15 protein-coding genes are annotated in these 20,962 nt (G+C 44.5%); 13 read left to right on the top strand and 2 right to left on the bottom strand.

Annotated elements, in window-relative coordinates; translation table 11 throughout:
• Positions 1 to 381 precede the first annotated feature (381 nt).
• The 4 genes from C1712_RS01470 to fic all read left to right on the top strand — a co-directional run bounded on the left by C1712_RS01470 (position 382) and on the right by fic (position 7,327).
• Positions 382 to 2,502 (top strand): PTS sugar transporter subunit IIABC, encoded by a 2,121-nt coding sequence (locus C1712_RS01470; RefSeq protein WP_102266142.1) that lies wholly within the window; start codon positions 382 to 384, stop codon positions 2,500 to 2,502.
• Positions 2,503 to 2,521: 19 nt separating this feature from the next.
• The gene (locus tag C1712_RS01465) at positions 2,522 to 3,358 is read left to right on the top strand and encodes a PRD domain-containing protein (RefSeq protein ID WP_102266141.1); all 837 of its coding nucleotides are present in this window, start codon (positions 2,522 to 2,524) and stop codon (positions 3,356 to 3,358) included.
• Positions 3,359 to 3,938: 580 nt separating this feature from the next.
• On the top strand, positions 3,939 to 6,260 hold the full coding sequence (locus tag C1712_RS01460) for a BspA family leucine-rich repeat surface protein (protein ID WP_342744938.1): 2,322 nt from the start codon (positions 3,939 to 3,941) through the stop codon (positions 6,258 to 6,260).
• Positions 6,261 to 6,718: 458 nt separating this feature from the next.
• Entirely contained in the window at positions 6,719 to 7,327 is a 609-nt protein-coding gene (gene fic / locus C1712_RS01450) for a protein adenylyltransferase Fic (protein WP_102266138.1), read from the top strand.
• Between the two features lie 471 nt (positions 7,328 to 7,798).
• Here the strand turns inward: fic and C1712_RS01445 are convergent, their stop codons facing one another.
• Complete coding sequence (locus C1712_RS01445; RefSeq protein WP_102266137.1) at positions 7,799 to 9,007, bottom strand: acetyl-CoA C-acetyltransferase; 1,209 nt, start codon at positions 9,005 to 9,007, stop codon at positions 7,799 to 7,801.
• Between the two features lie 315 nt (positions 9,008 to 9,322).
• On the opposite strand from C1712_RS01445, the gene C1712_RS01440 reads away from it, so the two are divergent.
• The 8 genes from C1712_RS01440 to C1712_RS01405 all read left to right on the top strand — a co-directional run bounded on the left by C1712_RS01440 (position 9,323) and on the right by C1712_RS01405 (position 17,391).
• Positions 9,323 to 10,462 carry an acyl-CoA dehydrogenase gene (locus C1712_RS01440; protein ID WP_102266135.1) on the top strand — a complete coding sequence of 380 codons (1,140 nt, stop codon included), beginning with the start codon at positions 9,323 to 9,325 and terminating at the stop codon, positions 10,460 to 10,462.
• Positions 10,463 to 10,484: 22 nt separating this feature from the next.
• Entirely contained in the window at positions 10,485 to 11,276 is a 792-nt protein-coding gene (locus tag C1712_RS01435) for an electron transfer flavoprotein subunit beta/FixA family protein (protein WP_102266134.1), read from the top strand.
• Between the two features lie 14 nt (positions 11,277 to 11,290).
• A complete protein-coding gene (locus C1712_RS01430; RefSeq protein ID WP_102266132.1) occupies positions 11,291 to 12,313 on the top strand; it encodes an electron transfer flavoprotein subunit alpha/FixB family protein in 1,023 nt (340 codons plus the stop codon).
• A 69-nt stretch (positions 12,314 to 12,382) separates the two neighbouring features.
• Complete coding sequence (locus C1712_RS01425; protein WP_102266131.1) at positions 12,383 to 13,222, top strand: 3-hydroxyacyl-CoA dehydrogenase family protein; 840 nt, start codon at positions 12,383 to 12,385, stop codon at positions 13,220 to 13,222.
• 29 nt (positions 13,223 to 13,251) lie between these two features.
• Positions 13,252 to 14,031, top strand: a complete 780-nt coding sequence (locus tag C1712_RS01420) for a short-chain-enoyl-CoA hydratase (protein WP_102266130.1) — start codon at positions 13,252 to 13,254, stop codon at positions 14,029 to 14,031.
• A gap of 58 nt (positions 14,032 to 14,089) precedes the next feature.
• On the top strand, positions 14,090 to 15,634 hold the full coding sequence (locus C1712_RS01415) for an acyl CoA:acetate/3-ketoacid CoA transferase (RefSeq protein ID WP_102266128.1): 1,545 nt from the start codon (positions 14,090 to 14,092) through the stop codon (positions 15,632 to 15,634).
• A 216-nt stretch (positions 15,635 to 15,850) separates the two neighbouring features.
• Entirely contained in the window at positions 15,851 to 16,900 is a 1,050-nt protein-coding gene (locus C1712_RS01410) for a threonine aldolase family protein (RefSeq protein ID WP_102266127.1), read from the top strand.
• Positions 16,888 to 17,391: a GNAT family N-acetyltransferase gene (locus tag C1712_RS01405; RefSeq protein WP_102266125.1), complete on the top strand. Its 504-nt coding sequence runs from the start codon at positions 16,888 to 16,890 to the stop codon at positions 17,389 to 17,391. Before C1712_RS01410 ends, C1712_RS01405 begins: the two co-directional genes overlap by 13 nt.
• A 65-nt stretch (positions 17,392 to 17,456) precedes the next feature.
• Here C1712_RS01405 and C1712_RS01400 read toward each other — a convergent pair whose 3' ends face one another.
• Positions 17,457 to 18,566 carry an FAD:protein FMN transferase gene (locus C1712_RS01400; RefSeq protein WP_102266124.1) on the bottom strand — a complete coding sequence of 370 codons (1,110 nt, stop codon included), beginning with the start codon at positions 18,564 to 18,566 and terminating at the stop codon, positions 17,457 to 17,459.
• A 78-nt stretch (positions 18,567 to 18,644) separates the two neighbouring features.
• On the opposite strand from C1712_RS01400, the gene C1712_RS01395 reads away from it, so the two are divergent.
• On the top strand, positions 18,645 to 20,903 hold the full coding sequence (locus C1712_RS01395) for an ATP-dependent helicase (RefSeq protein ID WP_425435990.1): 2,259 nt from the start codon (positions 18,645 to 18,647) through the stop codon (positions 20,901 to 20,903).
• Positions 20,904 to 20,962 lie beyond the last annotated feature (59 nt).

Raw genomic sequence — 20,962 nt, 5'->3', positions numbered from 1 at the left:
ATAACATTGTAGTGTTTGTTAAGTAAAAAGTAAATAGACAATCTTGATGATTTTCATGTATACACGATCCAGCAAAAATTTCATGTGCTGATCATGGAAATGATGGAGTTTAGGTATTGTCTGCATGGCATATTAGGGTTACAGGCAAAGCTTGCGGCACGCTGTCAGGAAGTAGAATGAATGAAAGATTTACAAAGAGATGATAAAAAGCATTGACAGTAATCGCTTACATTGGTAAAATAAGGGCAGAAATAGAGTGTTACTGGTAAAGCAGGCATGAACTATTAAAGAATTGATCTCGATAGAGATTCTTTAGTGTTTGTGCCTTTTCTTTATGGCGGGCAAAACAGTAAAGAATCATGAGAAGAAAGGAAAGAAATAATGAAAGATCAAATTTTTGGCGTTTTACAACGCATCGGACGAAGCTTTATGCTTCCCATCGCGGTTCTTCCGATCGCCGGATTATTATTAGGAATCGGAAGCTCCTTTACCAATGAGACGATGATCGCCTCCTATGGGTTACAATCTATTTTAGGAAATGGTACGCTGCTGCACGGTTTTTTAACGGTCATGAGCAAGGCGGGTAGTGCGATCTTCGACAACCTTCCGCTGATTTTCGCCGTTGGAGTCGCCATCGGTATGGCGAAGAAGGAAAAAGAGGTAGCGGCGCTTTCCGCAGTCATTGCCTTCTTTGTTATGCATGTATCGATCAATGCGGTATTGACGATCAATGGACAGATCTTAGCAGATGGCAGTATTGCACCACATGTCTTAAGCGGTACGATCGCTTCCATGTGTGGCATCCAAACGCTGCAGATGGGCGTGTTTGGCGGTATCATCGTCGGTTTGGGCGTAGCGGCGCTGCATAATAAGTTTTATAAGATCGAACTGCCGAATGCGCTCTCCTTCTTTGGCGGTACGCGTTTTGTGCCGATCATCTCTACTGCGGTCTTTGTGTTAGTCGGAATCTTGATGTTCTTTGTCTGGCCGCTGGTACAAAACGGTATTTATGCATTAGGTTCTTTGGTAACCGGAACCGGTTATCTTGGTACATTGATCTTCGGTATCATCAAGCGTGCATTGATTCCTTTTGGACTGCATCATGTGTTCTATCTGCCATTTTGGCAAACCGCAGTCGGCGGCACGATGGAAGTAGGCGGCCAGCTGATCCAAGGCGGACAAAATATCTTCTTTGCCCAGCTTGCCGATCCAAGCGTCGTACACTTCAGCGCTGATGCGACCCGCTATTTTTCCGGTGAATTTATCTTCATGATTTTCGGTCTGCCGGGAGCTGCACTGGCGATGTATCGCTGTGCAAAGCCGCAGAAGAAAAAGGTAGTTGGCGGGTTGTTATTGTCAGCGGCGCTTACCAGTATGTTTACCGGTATAACAGAACCGATTGAATTTTCCTTCTTGTTTGTGGCGCCAATGCTGTTTGTCGTACAGGTGGTATTAGCAGGTGCGGCTTACATGATCGCTCATATTTTGAATATTGCGGTAGGCTTAACATTCTCCGGCGGTCTTTTGGACTTGCTGCTATTTGGAATTTTACAGGGCAATGACAAGACCAGCTGGATGCTGATCATTCCTGTCGGTATCGTTTATTTCTTCCTGTATTATTTTATCTTCCAATTCCTCATCAAACGCTTCCAGTTAAAAACGCCGGGGCGTGAAGATGACGATGAAGAGACAAAACTTTATACAAAAGCCGATGTCAATGCCCGCAGCACGAAGCATGCGACAGATGCAACAACTGCTTTATCAGCGCTGATCGTGCAGGGGCTGGGCGGTGTAGAAAACATTAAGAATGTCGATTGCTGTGCAACTCGTTTACGCGTCGGAGTAGCAGATGGGAATCAGGTCGATGAAAGTATCTTAAAGCAATCCGGTGCAGCCGGCGTCTTGAAAAAGGGCAACAACGTGCAGGTGATTTACGGACCGCGTGTATCTGTCATCAAATCCGATCTGGAAGAATATCTGCATCATCCAAGTGCGATACAGCCGCTAGCCTCTGTGGAAATAAAGGAACCAAAAGAAGAGGAGCATGAACTGATCCAAGCAGTGTTTACATCTCCGATCAACGGAGAGGCAAAGCTGATCAATGAGACACCGGATGCGACCTTTGCCCAGAAGATGATGGGAGATGGTGTCGTCATCTTCCCACACGATGGAAATTTATATGCGCCTTGTGATGGAAAGATTCAATTTGTCTTTGATACCAAGCATGCGATCGGGTTCATCTCTGAAGAGGGCGTGGAGCTGCTGATTCATGTCGGCATCAATACGGTAGACTTAAAAGGACAAGGCTTCCATGTACTGGTAGAGAATGGTCAAACTGTGCAAAAGGGTACAAAACTGATGGAATTTGATTTACAATATATAAGAGAACAAGCATCGTCAGATGCGATTCCATTGGTATTTACCAATTTAGGCACGCATCATTTAGAATTGTTGAAATTGGGAGAAGTCAGTGTCGGTGATGCGCTGATTCGTGTAAAATAAAGATGGAAAGGAGGAGAACATGGCAAAGATCATACGGATTTTGAATCATAATGCGATCATCGTGCATGAGGCAGTGAACAATCATGTTCTCCTGCTTCTTGATAAAGGAATCGGTTTTGGACGTAAGATCAATGAACAGATCGATCCTCCCTATTCCGGTAAGGTTTATGAACTGCAAAAGGAAACAAGCAGAGGCTCGACCAAAGAGGTGTTTCGTCATTTAGAGCCAGTGTATCTGGAAATCAGCAGTGAAATACTGACGCTGGCTGAAGAGCAGTTTCAGGATATTGATCGTAATGTCCTGCTTCCTTTGGCGGATCATATCGCTTTTGCGATCACGCGGATCAAGAACGGGCTGAATATCGCCAATCCTTTTGTCAACGATATTCGTCTTTTGTATCCTAAAGAACATGAGATCGCAATGCAGGGAAAAAACATGATCCGTGAACGCTGCGGCTATGAGATCAATGATGATGAGGTCGGCTATATCACGCTGCATATTCATAGTGCAATGGGAGAGCAGGTAGATGCAGGCATGATGGTGGCAGTTATCATCAATGAGAGCATTCGGCAAGTGGAGGAGGAATGCAATCTATCTATTGATGTCAATTCGCTTTCTTATTCTCGTTTGTTGGCACACATGAAGTATTTGCTTGCCCGTTTACGCAAAGGAGAAGAATTGACGCTTGATATAGAGGCGTATGCGCAAAACAGTTTTCCATATTCCTATCAGGTTGCCCAGCATATCATTGCACGCATTGAGCGAACGCTGCATCAAAGCATCCCGAAAGTGGAAACAGGTTATTTGGCAATACACATTGAACGTGTATGTATGAGTGAACAAAAACAAGCATAAATCGTGTCTGAAAGGATGCGATTTTTTTCGTTAGCAATTATAATCATATATAAGTTATTATATAGTTTTTCTGCTTGCGCTCATCATCTTCGATTTCATAAACGGCGAAAATCTTTTCTGCCACTGTAAGGAAATAAGATTACTTTGATGAATGTTTAATGCACATGTTAAGTGTATTTGTTATCAAATGTATTGAGATAATCGTTAGCGGTTACAGTAAAAGTAGATAAATATGGGAAAATATGGTATAGTGTAAACAAGCAAAGATAGCGTCTGTAAAAGGAAACAGACGAGAAGGAGGAAAAGATGAAAAAGAAAGTATCGTTGCTTTTGGCAAGTCTATGCCTGATGCTGGGCATGACAGCAAAACCGAACATGATTTTTGCCCAGGGGGGGGGGTACTGTAAATCAGTACTCTGAAACTGAGGTTGGCGGCCTAACGCTAAGTGATTGGGATTATACAGAAACAAGTGATAAGATCACATTAACAAAATACAAAGGGGATCAAGTGAATGTTGTAATTCCTTCTGAATTTGAAGGACAGGAAGGGAAAACAGTAGAGATTAAAACCTTTGATAGAATGTTTGAGAATTTGATGCAGCCTCATCCGGATTTTCCGGAGTTTTCAGATTGGATTCTTTCTAATAAATTGACTTCTTTGAAAGTCGGAACAACTGACAAAAAGGTAAAAATGGGTACAGAGAGTCTCGATAGTGCTTTTTATTATGCAGATAATGATATTCAATGTGAGTTTATAAATCTGTTTTCTGTTGATTTAAGTGGGTTAGATACAAAAAATATGATTTCAATGGATGGTCTATTTCTTGAATGTCATAATTTGGAAACCGTGGACTTAACAGGACTTGATACAAGCAGAATATCTTATATGAAAAGATTATTTGATGGTTGTTATAATTTGAAAACAATTAAAGGATTGGATAGTCTTGATATGAGTAATGTAGAAGAAACAAATTTTATGTTTTCACATTGCCGTTCGCTTAAAAACATTGATTTTGCTATTTTTGATGGAGCGAAAATAACTGATTTTGAAGGTATGTTTTTAGGTTGTTATAGTCTAGAGAGCGTTGATCTCAGTTATTTTAATACAGAATCATTAAGACAAACAGCCAGTATGTTTAAGGGATGCGAAAATCTGAAAGAAATAAAAGGTTTAGATCAATTACATATGGAAAATGCGATATATACAAGCGCTATGTTTCAGAATTGTGATAGTCTGACTTATTTCGATTTAAGTAATTTCCAACTTGATTCAGTAAAAACATATGGTAATTTATTTGACAGTGATGCACATGTGGATGATCCGATTCCTACCATTATCATTACGGAAGATGAAAAACTGATCGAACGATATAATGATCCTGACAGTATAAAAGGGAGAATCCCTTATTTTGGCAATGTGTCTTTTGATGCCAATGGCGGTGTATTTGCAGATGGAAGCACAAAGCAATTTGCGGTTGTAAATGATGAAACCAATCACTTTATCTATGCAAATGAAGCAGAGATCGATCAAGCAAAAGCTTCTGTATCCGCAGTGCCGGGAACTGACATTCTGATGAATAACCCATCTACTAGCCTAAGCAAAGAGGGAAGCGTATTCAATGGCTGGTATTTAGATGAAGCATGTACGAAGCCATTTGATGAAGCAGCAACGATCGACTTTACGACATTAGAGAACGGTACGCTGCACTTATATGCAGGATATAGTGAACCGCTTCAAGCAGTCGAACTGATCGCATATGAAGGAGGATCGGGAACCGACGCCAGCAATCATGGCGATGCCTTGCCGGAACCGCAATGGGAAGAAGGCTTGGAAAGCTATGCGATCAGCGTAGATGGGGAAGCATGGGATCTGGAAGAAGAGGGAGTGCCATTTGCATGGGAATATCGAAACAGCGAGGGAGAGAAGGTAGAGAGCGCAGCGAAAGCGGGAAGCTATGCACTGTATGCATTACCAAGAGTAGATGATAAAGAGATCCGATTAGATGAACACTTATTGAGTATACCGGAAGAAGGGATGGCAGTAGGGGAAGTAAAGGTAAGAGAAGTAAGCGATGAAAGTGCGGAGACACTGAGCAGTGAGATCTATAAGGGAGTATATGAAGAAGAAGGAGCATGCCAGATCAAGGAAGCGCATGCACATGTAAAAGCAGGGACGCAGTTTTATAAGAACGGGAATACGATGTATCCGGTAAATGAAGATGCGAAGATCGTGCTGTTATGGGATGAATTGATCGAAGAGGTATTGGGATCAGCAGAACGGATGGAAGCGCTGCATGCAAAGGGAATGGAAGCAGTGAAAGGGATAGATGAAACGAAGGAAGTAAAAAGAGAGTTTCGGTATTTGGATCTGGTCGATCAAAATGACGGGAACTTATGGGTAGGAACAGAAAAGGAAACGGTAAGCGTATATTATCCATATCCGGAAGGAAGCGAAGAAGGGGATCGGTTTGCGGTCGTGTATTATGAGGGATTGACAAGAGATTACACGATGCAGATGAGCGAAGAGGCTTTGGATGAAGAGATCGCAAAGAGCAAAGCGAGAGAGATAGAAGTAAGAAAGACAGAGGGTGGATTGGAGTTTGAGGTAGGAAGCAAGGAGTTTGGGACATTTGAGGTGATGTGGCAGAAGGAAGAGAAGCCGACAGAGCCGGAAGAGAAACCAAGTGAACCGGAGGAGAAGCCGACAGAGCCGGAAGAAAAGCCGAATACACCAAATGAAGAGGAAAAGGGAGAAAGCAATATCGAGGAGATCAAGAAAGAGGAGAGCGAAGCAGTACATACAGGGGATGAAGTAAGCAAGGGAATGTATTATGTACTGCTAGGGGGAAGTATGATCGTATTCGCTGCAATGTTACGCAAGAACAGAAGAAGCGAGCAGTAGCATTTAGATGCTAAAATAAGATTGAGATGAGAAAGCGGAGCGTAAAAGACTTCGCTTTTTCATAAAACAAACATAAAGATACACTTTGTCCGCATATTTTCCTCGAAAGAAGGCTTTGTGTTTTGTTATTGAATTTATGATTTTTTCTTGATAATCTCGAATAACCACCTATGAAACCTTGCATCTAAATAAAGATTGCAGTATAGTATGTCTTGTAAAATTGTATTTTCGCGAAAACGAAGGATTTCACTATGGATCACAACTTTGAACTGGTATGCAATGAAAGAAATAATGGAATATTTGGGTGTTAGGCATGATACGAGCTTTCACTGGTTCGAGCGTGTAATATATGCCTGCCGCAAAAATCATCTGATTATGGAAATTCAAAATCAGCGAAGTTGATGCTTGGATGAAATCCGGTGTTGCCGCTGATCAGTGATTGATTTTGGAGGTGCATGATGCCACTTGAAAATAAATTAGGTATTACATCTTCCCCTGAACTTGCCGAAGCAGAGGAACGCATCAGCAAGAGGAAAGCGCTCGCGCTTTTTGAAAACGGCATACTTGATACATTGGATGCAGGAACATTTTCAGCTCTTAAAACGATTCATAAGTATCTCTTTGATGAGATTTATGACTTTGCCGGTGAACTTAGAACTGTTCATATTGCAAAGGGTAATTTCCGTTTTGCACCTTTGATGTATCTTGAAGCAGCTCTACAGAATATAGATAAAATGCCGCAATCCACTTTTGATGAAATCGTTGAGAAGTACGTTGAAATGAATATTGCCCACCCTTTCAGAGAAGGGAATGGGCGCAGCACACGTATTTGGCTTGATTGCATTTTCAAAAAAGAACTTGGCAAGGTCATTGACTGGAGCCGTGTTGATAAAGAAGATTATCTGCTCGCTATGGAACGCAGTCCTATTAGGGATATTGAGATCAAGCACATTTTGAAAAACGCTTTGAGCGATGATATAGACAGCCGGGAAATCTATATGAAAAGCATCGACCATAGCTATTATTATGAGGGGTATACGACCTTTAAGACAGAAGAATTAAAGTAAGAAATGAGGTATCAATATACCCAATCAGAATTGGCAATTTTGGCTGTACTTGAGAATAACTTGTGACAGTGGCTTTCATAAAAAACATCTGTGAGAAACAAACTATCCGCAAGAGCAGATGGAAAACACTGCGGCAAGCATAAAATATTGATTGATAAAAAATGAGACCCAATCGGTATCGTACCGACTGGGTTTTTCAGTTGTTTCGTGATTCTTGCTGCTTTGTTTTGAAAGGAAGGAATTGTGTATGATATCCACGATCTGAATCAATAGTGAACTTGCTTTTAGGTATTGCAAGCCGCTTGATGAAGTGTATCGAATATGAGTGGATGATCGTTTCTATTAGGGATGCTCTATACAATCATTGGTGATCTTTCCATAGAAAATCCCACCTCCATAGACACCCTTTTGTTTACTAGCATGTCTACTTTAGTGGGATTCTATCACGAATATCGTGTTTTTATTTGGTGATTAGCGTTTTACGATAACCGCAGTACCCTGTCCGCCGCCGATGCAAAGAGATGCAAGACCGATATGTTTGTCAGACTTGATCATCTCATGGATCAAAGTAACTAAGATACGGTTTCCGGAAGCACCTACCGGATGACCCAATGCGATCGCGCCGCCGTTTACGTTTGTCTTAGCCATAAATGCTTCACGGTCAATTCCGTGTTCTTCCACCAATTCGTGGATCACACCTAATGACTGTGCCGCAAATGCTTCGTTTAATTCAACCAATTCGATATCATCTAATTTCAGGTTGGCATAGTTCAAAGCGTTGCGAATTGCCGGTGTAGGACCTAAGCCCATCGTGAGCGGATCAACACCGCCCTGTCCGATACCGATGATTTCACATAATGGCGTCAGATTGTATTTCTTCAAAGCATCTTCGCTTACTACTAATACAAAGGATGCACCATCATTGATACCGGATGCGTTGCCGGCAGTAACGGTTCCGTCTTTGATGAATGCCGGACGCAGCTTTGCCAGTTTTTCCGGGTTGGATTTACGATTCGGATGTTCATCTGTATCAAATACCACATCTTCTTTGCGCAGATGTACGGTGATCGGAACGATCTCATCTTTGAATCTGCCGCTGTCTACGGCGGCGATTGCTTTCTGCTGAGATGCGTATGCGAATTCATCCTGCATTTCACGTGTGATGTTGTATTTCTTTGCAATGTTTTCAGCAGTAACGCCCATGTGGATGTTGGCGCGCGCATCCGTTAATGCGTCGTAGATCATGTGATCGGTTGCTTTCCAATCACCCATCTTATTTCCGGTACGGGTATTTGCCGGTACCAGATAAGGCGCCAATGACATAGATTCCACACCGCCGGCTACCACTACATCATTGAAGCCTGCCTGAATTGACATAACGGCTTCCATGACCGTTCTAAGACCGGATCCACACACCATGTTCGTAGAGTGGGCACATACCGTTTCAGGGATGCCTGCTTCCAATGCGATGGTACGTCCGATGTTTTGTCCAAGTCCCGCACCTAATACATTACCGCAGATCAGTTCATCTACCTGCTCCGGCTTTACGCCTGCATCTTCCAATAATGCTTTGACAACGGCAGAACCCATATCCTTTGGATGAACCGTTGCAAGCCCGCCGAGAAAACTGCCGATCGCAGTACGTTTTGCGCTTACGATATACGCTTTTTTCATTTCCATATTTTGATGTCCTTTCTGTTATGAGAATACCATAACCATTACATGAAAATGGTACTCAAAATTCATGGAAATGTCAACTACTTATTAAAAAATTCACAAGTGTTTTTATAATGTAATCGCTTACAAAAGAAATGTGGAAATGGGAGGGGAAAAAGCGGGCGGAAGCAGGGCTTTTTTAATTGTTAAATTATTAACAAAGTAGTTGACTATCCTTTCAAATAGGGATAAAATGGTGTAGGTTACAGGGTTTGTGGAACAAGCCGATTTGTTGATGTAACAGAGGACGAAACAGAATTCTTAGAGAGGAGAAAACGTATGGATTTCATGTTAACAGAACAACAAAAAATGATGAAAAAGTTATTTTCTGAGTTTGCTGAAAAAGAAGTGAAACCACTTGCGGCAGAAATTGACGAACAGGAACGTTTCCCAAGAGAAAACGTGGAGAAAATGGCTGCTTGTAAGATGCTTGGTATTCCTTACAGCAGAGAATACGGCGGAGCGGGAGCCGATTATCTCTCTTATATCTTGGCCGTAGAAGAATTAAGCAAAAAATGTGCGACGACAGGCGTTGTCTTATCTGCACATACTTCTTTAGGTACATGGCCGATCGCACAGTTCGGTACGGAAGCACAGAAGCAGAAATATCTGCCTGATCTGTGTACCGGAAAGAAGCTGGCGGCATTTGGCTTGACTGAACCGAATGCGGGAACGGATGCGGCAGGTCAGCAGACAACGGCGGTAAAAGACGGCGACGACTATATCTTAAACGGTACGAAGATCTTTATTACCAATGCCGGTGAAGCAGATGTTTATATCATCTTTGCCATGACTGACAAATCACAGGGTACACGCGGTATCTCCGCTTTCATCGTTGAAAAAGGCATGCCGGGCTTTACCGTGGGTCAGCATGAAAAGAAACTGGGTATTCGCGGCAGTGCAACCAGTGAATTGATCTTCAACAATGTGCGTTTAAGCAAGGATCAGCTGCTGGGTCAGGAAGGCAAAGGCTTCAAGATCGCGATGATGACTTTGGATGGCGGACGTATCGGTATCGCCGCACAGGCGCTTGGTATCGCACAGGGAGCGATCGATGAAACCGTTCCTTATGTAAAAGCACGTAAACAGTTCGGACGTCCGATCGCCAAATTCCAGAATACACAGTTCCAGCTGGCTGATATGCAGACGAAAGTCGATGCGGCAAGATGGCTGGTATATGATGCGGCGATGAAGAAAGAAAAAGGACTTCCTTATTCCGTAGAAGCTGCTAAGGCAAAACTGTTCGCTGCCGAAGTGGCAATGGAAGTAACGACCAAAGCGATCCAGCTGCTGGGCGGTTACGGCTATACCCGTGATTATCCGGTAGAAAGAATGTTCCGTGACGCGAAGATCACCGAGATCTATGAAGGTACATCAGAAGTACAGCGCATGGTCATCAGCGGCGCAATGCTGAAATAATAAGAGAAAGGAAACGATACTTATGAAGAAAATAGTAGTTCTAGTAAAACAGGTTCCGGATTCAACGGAAATCCGTGTTGATAAAGTAACCGGTACATTGATCCGTGCCGGCGTGCCTAGTATTATTAACCCTGATGATCTGGCAGGGGTAGAAGCCGCATTGCAGCTGAAAGAAAAATACGGTGCAACCGTAGACATCATCACGATGGGGCCGCCGCAGGCAACGGAAATGTTAAAAGAGCTGTATGCACGCGGGGTTGATAACTGCATTTTGATCACTGACCGTAAATTTGCCGGTGCCGATACCTGTGCAACCTCTTCTACACTGGCAGCGGCATTAGAGAAAAACGGCTTTGATCTGATCATCGCCGGACGTCAGGCGATCGATGGCGATACCGCGCAGGTAGGACCGCAGACCGCAGAACGTCTGAACATTCCTCAGGTAACCTATGTAGATGAAATCATCGATCTGAAAGAAAACAGCGTTGTCGTAAAGAAATCATTGGAAGACAGCGAAGAAATCTTAGAAGCGAACCTGCCTTGTGTTTTAACGACCTTGAGCGGTATGAACGAGCCTCGTTACATGAACTGCAACGATATTGTCGATTCATTTAACAAAGAAGTAAAAATCTTGACATTTGATGACTTAGGCATTGAAGAAAGCAAAGTAGGTCTGGCCGGATCTCCGACAAAAGTACATCATACTTTTACAAAAGAAGTATCTGCACAGACAGAAACATTCAATGTTTCTGCACAAGAAGCTGCTGAAATGATCGCTAAGACATTAAAAGAAAAGCAGATCATCACGAAATAGGAGGGTAAAGCAAAATGGCTAAATTTGAAGGATATAAAGACATTTACGTTTTCGTGGAACAGAAAAACGGAGAAATCGCAAATGTCGGTTATGAATTGATCTCTGAAGCACGCAAATTAGTTGCTTCTATTCCTCACATGAATTTTGAAGTAGTCGGTGTATTGTTAGGAGAAGGCATTGCTGATAAAGCACAGGATGTCATTGCCCATGGTGCGGATAAAGTGATCGTTGTCGATCATCCGTTATTAAAAGGTTATTCTACGCAGTTTTATGCAGATGCGCTGACACAGGTAATCGAAACGTATAAACCGGATTCTTTATTGACGGGAGCGACGGTATTAGGCCGTGATCTGGCGCCTCGTGTAGCGGCGCGTCTGAATGCGGGATTGACTGCCGATGCAACGAAGATCGAAATGGATCCGGAAAAAGAAGATGAAGCATTGTTATTGGTAACGCGTCCTACTTTCGGCGGAAATCTGTTCGGTACGATCATTTGTCCGGATACGCGTCCGCAGATGGCAACGATTCGTCCAAACGTATTCTCCATGGATGCACCGGATCCGACAAGAAAAGGTGAAGTGGTGATGTTTGAACCGAAATTCCAGTCTACGCAGCCGCAGGTCGTTGTAAAAGAAGTGATCGAAAAAGTGGTGGAAGGCGTAGATATTACGAAAGCGGATATTCTTGTGGCAGCAGGCCGCGGGGCAGAAGACTGCCTGGATCTAGTAAAAGCGGTTGCCGAAGAATTAGGCGGTGAACTGGCGGTTTCTCGTGCCGTAGTAGATGACGGCTATGCGGAAAAAGACATTCAGGTCGGACAGACCGGTAAGACCGTGCGTCCTTCTCTTTACATCGCATGCGGTATTTCCGGTGCCTGCCAGCACGTTGCCGGTATGGAAAAATCGGATATGATCATTGCGATCAACCGCGATCCGCAGGCAGAGATCTTCAGCATTGCCAATATGGGATTTGTCGGTGATGTCAAAGAAGTATTGCCTTTATTAAAAGAAGAAATCATCAAAGCGAAAGCGAACTAATCATAAGATAAAAAGCCAAGCATCCGTGCAGCAGCGGATGCCTTATGGCTGATAAAGGAGGATAACAATATGAAAAAAATTGGTGTAATCGGCGCAGGTACAATGGGACAGGGCATTGCCAACGCATTTGCGTCAAACGGCTATGAAGTAACAGTATGCGACATTAAGATCGAATGGGCACAGGGCGGTATCGATAAGATCGCCAAGAAGCTGGATAAGCTGGTAAGCCGTGAAAAAATGACGGCTGAGGCTGCCGACGCGGTCAAAGCAAACTTGAAAGCAGGCGAATACCAAGATTTAGCTGATGCGGATCTGATCGTGGAAGCCGTATTGGAAAAAATGGAAGTGAAGAAAGATCTGTTTACTCAGTTAGATGAAATCTGCAAAGAAGGCTGCATTTTCGGTACAAACACATCTTCTTTATCAATTACGGAAATTGCCAAGGGCATCAAGCATGATGTAATCGGTATGCACTTCTTCAACCCTGCGGATCGTATGAAACTGGTAGAAGTCATCTCCGGTATCAATACACCGGCAGCGGTAAAAGATGCGATCTTAGAAGTATCAAAATCATTAGGCAAGACACCGGTTGAAGTAAATGAAGGTCCGGGTTTTGTGGTAAATCGTATTTTGATTCCGATGATCAACGAAGCAGCCTTTATCTTACAGGAAGGCATCGCATCTGCGGAAGACATTGATACAGCGATGAAATTAGGTGCAAATCATCCGATGGGGCCTTTGGCGCTGGGTGATCTGGTCGGTCTTGACATCGTGGAAGCGATCATGGACGTGCTGTATCATGAAACCGGCGATACGAAATATCGCTGCTGTACGCTGATCCGCAAGATGGTGCGCGGCGGTATGTTGGGACAGAAGAGCGGAAAAGGTTTCTACGATTACACAAAATAACAGTGCAGCAATAGGAAAGGTGAAAAAACATGAGCAATGTACTATTAGAAATGAAGGATCATGTTGCAGTGATCACGATCAACCGTCCGAAAGCGTTAAACGCGTTGAGTACGGAAGTGCTTTCTGATTTGAACAGCGCTTTGGCAGAAGTATGCCAGACCAAGAGCATTTATGCGCTGATCATTACCGGTGCCGGAGAAAAGAGCTTCGTGGCCGGTGCGGATATTGCGGAAATGAAGGATAAGAATACGGATGAAGCCGCAACGTATGGCCGTTTCGGAAATCAGATCTTCTCTCGTATTGAAAATTTCCGCTGTCCGGTCATTGCGGCAGTCAATGGCTTCGCGTTAGGCGGCGGCTGTGAATTGGCAATGGCTTGCGATATTCGTATCGCTTCCAGCAATGCTCGCTTTGCCCAGCCGGAAACAGGACTCGGTATTACACCGGGATTTGGCGGAACACAGCGTTTACCGCGTTTGGTTGGTGCCGGCATTGCCAAAGAACTGATTTATTCCTGCCGTCAGATCAAAGCCGATGAAGCGTTGGCGATCGGTTTGGTCAATAAAGTGGTAGAACCGGAAAACTTAATGGAAGAAGCGATGAAGCTGGCAAATCGGATTGCCGCAAATGCACCGATTGCCGTGGCAAATGCGAAAAAGGCGATCAATGACGGCTTACAGACAAATATGGACGCCGGTGTTTCCATTGAGGTAAAGGAATTCTCCGCTTGCTTTGCAACGGAAGATCAGAAATTGGCGATGAATGCTTTTGTCAATAAAGAAAAAGTAGAGCAGTTTCACAATAAGTAATCATATCGATCAGGCAGATGGCAGATGCCCTCTGCCTATTTTTGAAAGGAGCAAAAGGATGAGTAAAATCATAAGCTTAGAACAAGCGGTATCCATGATCAAAGACGGCGACAAGATCGGCATCGGCGGTTTTATCGGTTCCGGGCATCCGCAGGAGTTTTCAGTCGGGATCGAGGAATCCTTTTTGAAAAGCGGGCATCCGCGTGATCTGACGATCATGTTTTCTGCCGGAATCGGTGATGGAACCGATCGTTTGGGACTCAATAAGCTCGGTCATGAGGGACTGTTGAAGCGTATTATCGGCGGGCACTGGGGGTTGATCCCGAAACTGCAGCGACTGGTATTTGAAAATAAAGTGGAAGGCTATAATCTTCCTTTGGGAACGATCTCACTGTTGTTTCGTGAAATTGCCGGACATCGTCCCGGCGTTATCACCAAGGTCGGTCTAAAGACGTTTGTCGATCCGCGTTTGGAAGGCGGCAAGATGAATGAACGCTCGAAAGAAGACTTAGTAGAACTGATGCACATTGACGGGGAAGAATGGCTGCGTTATAAATCGTTCCCGTTAAATGTCGCCTTGATTCGTGCCACGTATTGTGATGAGGACGGCAATGCGACAATGGAAAAAGAAGCGGCGACGCTGGATTCTCTTTCGATTGCGCAGGCTGCTAAAAATTCCGGCGGCATCGTATTGCTTCAAGTGGAGAAAGTCGTACAGAACGGTACGCTTGATCCCCGTAAAGTAAAGATACCGGGCATTTATGTCGATGGTATCGTCGTATCACGTCCGGAAAATCACTGGCAGACGTATGAAGCGCCTTATAATCCGGCATTAAGCGGTGAAGTAAAGGTGCCGGTTGACAGTATTGCACCGATGCCGTTAAATCCGCGTAAAGTCGTATGTCGTCGGGCAGCGATGGAATTAGACCCTAAAGCCATCATCAATTTGGGCATCGGGATGCCGGAAGGCATTGCCAATGTTGCCAATGAGGAAGGACTGCCGGGCCTGAAATTAACCGTAGAGGCCGGCGGTATCGGCGGTGTGCCGATGGCGGGAACGGCTTTTGGTACTTGTACCAACCCGGATGCGATCATCGATCAGCCATATCAGTTTGACTTTTATGACGGCGGTGGTCTTGATCAGGCTTTCTTAGGATTGGCGGAATGTGATAAAGACGGCAATATCAATGTATCACGCTTTGGTCCGAAGATTGCAGGCTGCGGCGGTTTCATCAACATCACGCAGACAGCACCGGTCGTTGTTTACTGTGGTACTTTTACCGCAAGCGGTCTGAAAGAAAGCTTTGCAGATGGAAAACTAACGATCGTGCAGGAAGGAAAGATCAAAAAATTCAAGGAAAATGTGGAACAGATCACCTTCTCTGCTCAGTATGCGCATGAAGTCGGACAAAAGGTCATGTATGTGACAGAACGCGCTGTGTTTGAATTGCTGGAAGGAAAATTAACACTTACGGAAATTGCGCCGGGCGTGGATTTACAGAAAGATATTTTAGATCAGATGGAATTTATGCCGGCAATATCAGAAAACTTAAAAGAAATGGACGCCCGTTTATTCAGAGAAGAAAAAATGGGACTGGTATAGTTGAAAGAAAGCGGAGGAACTGCTGCGGCAGGGAATCTGCTTTTTTATTTGCGGAAGCAGGAGTAGCTAAAAACTTTAATGTAAATAAAGAAAATATGCGCTAAGATAAAGACCTACCATTCAACTGATTTGCATCTCTTTTGATAGAAATCCAGTTTGGCATTGTGAAAAGTGATGCAACGCGATAGAATAAAAGAATCAAAGAGGAGGGATTGGATGAAATACAGTTTCGCAAATGATTACAGCGAGGGATGTGCCGCAAAGGTGTTAGATGCCCTGATCGAAAGCAATGCGGTGCAGACATGCGGATATGGACTGGACGGGTATTGTGAAGAAGCGAGAAAAACGATTCAGAAGCTGATAAAGTGTGAAGAAGCAGACGTACATTTTTTAGTAGGCGGCACACAGACGAATTTAACGGTCATCGCTGCTGCGTTAAGGCCTTATGAGGCGGTCATTGCCGTAGATAGCGGGCATATCCATGTGCATGAAACTGGTGCAATCGAAGCGTGCGGGCATAAGGTCATCGCCGTCAAAGGAAACGATGGGAAATTGGAGGTCGAAGCGGTTAAGAGCGTATTGGATGTGCATATTGACGAGCATATGGTAAAGCCGAAAATGCTTTATATTTCTAATGCTACGGAAATCGGTACGATTTATAAAAAAGCAGAATTGCAGGCGCTGCGGCAATTTTGCGATCAGAACGATCTCTACTTGTTTTTAGATGGGGCAAGACTGGGATGTGCACTTAATGCGGAAGGAAATGATCTATGTTTTGCGGATCTCGCTGCATTATGCGATGTGTTCTATATCGGCGGAACGAAAAACGGTGCCTTGTTTGGAGAAGCGGTGGTCATTGTGAATGAGGCATTAAAGGCAGATTTTCGTTATATGATCAAACAGCGTGGCGGTATGCTTGCCAAAGGACGACTGCTTGGCGTACAGTTTTTGATCTTATTAAAGGATGGGTTATATGCGGAGTTGGCGAAGCATGCCAATGAAACGGCGCAGCATTTACAAAAAGGCATGAAAGAATTGGGATGTCAGCTGTTATTGGAATCACCGACCAATCAGGTGTTTGCGGCGCTTTCTCATGAAGAAGCCAAACGCTTATCACAAAACTATACGTTCAATCACTGGGAAAAGATCGATGCCTGCTGTGATTATTATCGCTTTGTTACTTCGTGGGCAACACCGATTGAGGCAGTTGATGGATTGCTGGAAGAGCTGAAACGAATCAAAGAGGAAATCGCATGCGGCTTGTAATGGCGGATGAACATCACTTGCCGGGCATGCTTGCCTGTATCGAAGCAGCACGTGCTTATTTTAAGGAAAAGCAGATTCCGCAGTGGCAAAGCAATCATTATCCGGGACGAGCAGATCTTTGTGCGGATATCGCAAAGAAAAATGCCTATGTCGTGATCGAAGCGGATCAGGTCATCGCAACGGCGGCGATTCAATTTACGCAGGATCCAAACTATGACAAGATTGACGGTGCGTGGATCTGTGATGGCAAATATGCAGTGATCCATCGCATTGCCGTATTGCCAAAATGGAAAGGGCAGCAAGCAGCGGCTTTATTTGTGGCATTCGCAAAGGGAAAAGGCAAAACCATAGGCTGTAAAAGTCTGCGTATTGATACGCATTGTCAAAATATCGCAATGATCCGTTTCATTGAAAAATGCGGTTATCGTTATTGCGGCGTCGTTGTTGTGGGAGATGGAACCAAGCGCAATGCGTATGAACTGCCGTTATAAGCTCATATAAGATGAAAAACAAAAAACAACATGCCGGTAAAACGTACATGTTGTTTTTGATTGCTTTATTGATAAGTAATCTGTTTTTGTATTTGCGAAGTGGCGATGATTTCATAATCACCGCTTTTTTTACGATCTGCTTCGCTCGGTGCCTTGCAGGTATCATCATATACCCAAATTGCCTCTGCTTGGATGCCTTGCGCTTTCAGGTTTTCGATCAATGCCAGTCCTTCTTCATAAGACATCGTAAACAGCGTGGTCGATAAAATATCGGCAATCGTGGAATCTTCACAGATTACGGTTACGCTGCGGGCATAGGTGGCAGGCATAGCGGTAGCAGGATCGATGATGTGATGATAACGAACACCATCTACTTCAAAATAGCGCTGATAATCGCCGCTGGTAACAAGCGAGGTTTCTTTTGGCAAGGCTACCTGCAATAAGGAAGTGCTGCTTTGCGCGGCAGGATCGGGAATTTGGATCCCGACATTCCAGTCGCCTTCAGGTTTCGTGCCGATCAGTTTGACATTGCCGCCGGCATCGACGATCCCGCTTTTCAAACCGGCTTCTTTTAATGCTTCGGCACATTTCTGTGCCGCATAGCCTTTGGCAATGCCGCCTAAGTCAAGAGAAGCATGGGGATCATTTAAGTAAACCTGATGACTGCTTTCCTCTAATTCTACATAAGCAAAGCCGGTATAGGCGCGTGCTGTTTCCAATTCTTCTTGATCAGGCAGCTGCGCGTTTTCAGGATCAGCCAAAGCTGCTTCTCTGGCATCATGCCAAAGCGACAAGACCGCTCCATAGCTGATATCAAAACGCTGATCGCTTAACCGGGCATATTCCTTTGCCAAAACGATCAGATCAAATAATTCCGCATCGACGCTGATCGCTTCTTTTCCGGCATGATCATTGATCGTTTTGACATTATTGACGCCTTCATAGGTATGATAGTTGTCAAATAAGCGGTTATAATGCAGAAAGGTCTTTTCTGCTAAAGCGAAGTATTCATCAAATTCACTTTGGCTCTCACAATAGGCATGAAGCGTAATTGCCGTATCAAAGCCCGCTGACAAAGTCGTGCGGGAATAACGTTTTGTTTCATTTTGTGATGCGCAGCCGTTTAGGGCAAACAGTCCGAGCAGCACTGTGAATGACAAGATTATTTTTCTCATAAGATCACCGTTTCAAATTATAGCATAAAATGAATAATTGTCTATTTAGAAAAGGCCGGGAAGTTTCGATTTCACATGATGTTTCGTGTATTTGGTATAGTGGGAAACAGCATTTTATTGTATAATAATATGGATTATGAGAATGAGGTGATGGTTTTGTCATTCGTAGATCAGTTGAATGAAAAGCAAAGAGCGGCAGCTACCTGTGTCGATGCACATGTTCGCATCATTGCCGGAGCGGGAAGCGGAAAAACCAGAGTGGTTACGACGCGCATTGCTTATTTGATAAAAGAATTGGGTATTTTGCCTGATCGGATCATGGCGATCACATTTACCAATAAGGCAGCCAATGAGATGAAGCAGCGAATGGAAGAGATGCTGGAAGAAAGTGTCGGGATCCAGATTTCTACGATTCATTCCCTCTGTGTGAGAATGCTGCGGGAAGATATTGCGGTATTGGATTATCCGCGCAGCTTCACGATCTTAGACAGCGATGATCAAAAAGCGATCTTAAAACGAGCGTATAAGGAGTATGGCGTCGATGCGAAAACATATAGCTATGGCAGTGTGATCGGCTATATCAGTGCCAATAAGACGGCGTTTGTATCAGTGGAAAAGGCAAAGGATCTGGCCGGTTCTTTTCAGAGCGAACAGATCAAGGCGCAGCTGTATGCGTATTATGAAAAGGAATTGGCGCAGATGAAAGCGCTGGATTTCGATGATCTGCTTTTATTTGTGTATCGGATCTTGGAAAAGTATCCGCTGATTCGTGAAAAGTGGCAGAATCGCTATGATTACATTCATGTGGATGAGTTTCAGGATGTGGATCGTTTGCAATGGGGGATCATTCGTCATCTGGTTTCCGATCAGTGCAAGCTATGCGTAGTCGGCGATCCCGATCAGACGATCTATACGTGGCGCGGTGCGGATATTGACATCATCATGCGGTTTGACCGTGATTTCCCCGACTGCAAGACGATCGTGTTAAATGAAAACTATCGTTCTACGCCTTCGATCTTAAACGGCGCCAATGCGGTCATTGCCAATAACCGCAACCGGATCGAAAAAGAATTGTTTACCAGAGCGAAGGATCAGGGAAAGATCGTGCATTTTTCGGCGATGGATGATGCCAATGAACCGGTCTGGATCGCTGCCAAGGTGCGGGCGCTGCATGCGTCCGGTGCGCGGTATCGGGATATTGCGGTGCTATATCGCAGCAACTATCTGTCGCGTTCATTAGAAAAAGCAATGCTGGATGCGCAGATTCCTTATCGGATCTATGGCGGCATGCGTTTCTATGATCGTGCGGAAATCAAAGACGCCTTATCTTATTTGCGGCTTTGTCTTGATCATGCCGCAATCGATCTGGCGGTAAGAAGGGTCATCAATGTACCGAAGCGGGGCGTCGGCGACCGTTCGCTGGAAGCCTTGGAAGCGTATGCCCTGTCGCATGGTGTCAATCTATATGAGGCGGTAAAAGCGGATGCTGTGGTAAAAGGCAAAGCGCGCGCAGCTTTAGGTCAGTTTGTGGAAGCGGTGGAAGCGGCACGCGCCAAGGTGCATGATGTGGCGATCTCGATCTTATTGCAGGAGCTGCTTTTAGACAGCGGTTATCTGCATGCCTTGGAAGAAGCAAATGAACAGGAACGCATCGAAAACATCAAAGAACTGATCGCGGACATCGAGCATTACGAGGAAGAAAACCCAGACGGCACGCTGGATGACTATATGCAGATGATCTCGCTTTATACCGATAAAGAGGAAACGGAGAGCAACCAGGATTTTATTCAGTTAATGAGCATTCATGCCGCTAAGGGGCTGGAATTTGATTATGTATTTGTTTACAGTTTGAGCGAAGGGGTCTTTCCCAATGAGCGCAGCGTGGCGGATGGCGGCGCAGCGGCGTTAGAGGAAGAACGCCGTCTTGCTTATGTGGCATTTACCAGAGCAAAGAAAAAGCTGTTCATCAGCGATGCGCAAGGATACAGCTTTGTACTGGATCGCTTAAAAAAGACCAGTCGTTTTGTTGCGGAGATCGACCCGGACTGCATCGAACATGTCGGCTTGGCAAAGCAGGAAACAAAACGAGATGGACAAGAGGTTGGCAGTTCCAACGCTTATATCAAAGCGAATACATGGCAAAACACGCAGCTGGAAAGCAACAGTCCTGCGAAACGCAAGGCACAGCTGCGCAAAGGGGATAAGGTCCAGCATCAGGCGTTTGGGGAAGGCATCATCGTGCGCGTAGATGATGGACTGGCGACGATTGCCTTTGCTCATAAATTCGGGATCCGCAAGATCCGCATCGATCATCCTTCGATCAAAAAGATCGGATAACGAAGCGAAGCAGTCATGGTATCAAAAAAGAACAAACGGGTATGAGATCGGTTGGATCG

This window comes from Massilicoli timonensis (genome assembly GCF_900199515.1).
Classification (GTDB): Bacteria; Bacillota_I; Bacilli_A; order Erysipelotrichales; family Erysipelotrichaceae; genus Massilicoli; species Massilicoli timonensis.
Note: the sequence above shows the minus strand (reverse complement) of the source record. Positions and strands in the feature narration are given on the sequence as shown.

Bases quoted from the DNA above. Each gene is read 5' to 3' on its own strand.
- C1712_RS01465 (WP_102266141.1), top strand. From the start codon at position 2,522: ATGGCAAAGATCATACGGATTTTGAATCATAATGCGATCATCGTGCAT.
- C1712_RS01395 (WP_425435990.1), top strand. From the start codon at position 18,645: ATGTTTCGTGTATTTGGTATAGTGGGAAACAGCATTTTATTGTATAAT.
- C1712_RS01400 (WP_102266124.1), bottom strand. From the start codon at position 18,566: ATGAGAAAAATAATCTTGTCATTCACAGTGCTGCTCGGACTGTTTGCC.
- C1712_RS01420 (WP_102266130.1), top strand. From the start codon at position 13,252: ATGAGCAATGTACTATTAGAAATGAAGGATCATGTTGCAGTGATCACG.
- C1712_RS01425 (WP_102266131.1), top strand. From the start codon at position 12,383: ATGAAAAAAATTGGTGTAATCGGCGCAGGTACAATGGGACAGGGCATT.
- C1712_RS01435 (WP_102266134.1), top strand. From the start codon at position 10,485: ATGAAGAAAATAGTAGTTCTAGTAAAACAGGTTCCGGATTCAACGGAA.
- C1712_RS01470 (WP_102266142.1), top strand. From the start codon at position 382: ATGAAAGATCAAATTTTTGGCGTTTTACAACGCATCGGACGAAGCTTT.
- C1712_RS01430 (WP_102266132.1), top strand. From the start codon at position 11,291: ATGGCTAAATTTGAAGGATATAAAGACATTTACGTTTTCGTGGAACAG.
- C1712_RS01415 (WP_102266128.1), top strand. From the start codon at position 14,090: ATGAGTAAAATCATAAGCTTAGAACAAGCGGTATCCATGATCAAAGAC.
- C1712_RS01445 (WP_102266137.1), bottom strand. From the start codon at position 9,007: ATGGAAATGAAAAAAGCGTATATCGTAAGCGCAAAACGTACTGCGATC.
- C1712_RS01405 (WP_102266125.1), top strand. From the start codon at position 16,888: ATGCGGCTTGTAATGGCGGATGAACATCACTTGCCGGGCATGCTTGCC.
- C1712_RS01410 (WP_102266127.1), top strand. From the start codon at position 15,851: ATGAAATACAGTTTCGCAAATGATTACAGCGAGGGATGTGCCGCAAAG.
- C1712_RS01440 (WP_102266135.1), top strand. From the start codon at position 9,323: ATGGATTTCATGTTAACAGAACAACAAAAAATGATGAAAAAGTTATTT.
- fic (WP_102266138.1), top strand. From the start codon at position 6,719: ATGCCACTTGAAAATAAATTAGGTATTACATCTTCCCCTGAACTTGCC.
- C1712_RS01460 (WP_342744938.1), top strand. From the start codon at position 3,939: ATGTTTGAGAATTTGATGCAGCCTCATCCGGATTTTCCGGAGTTTTCA.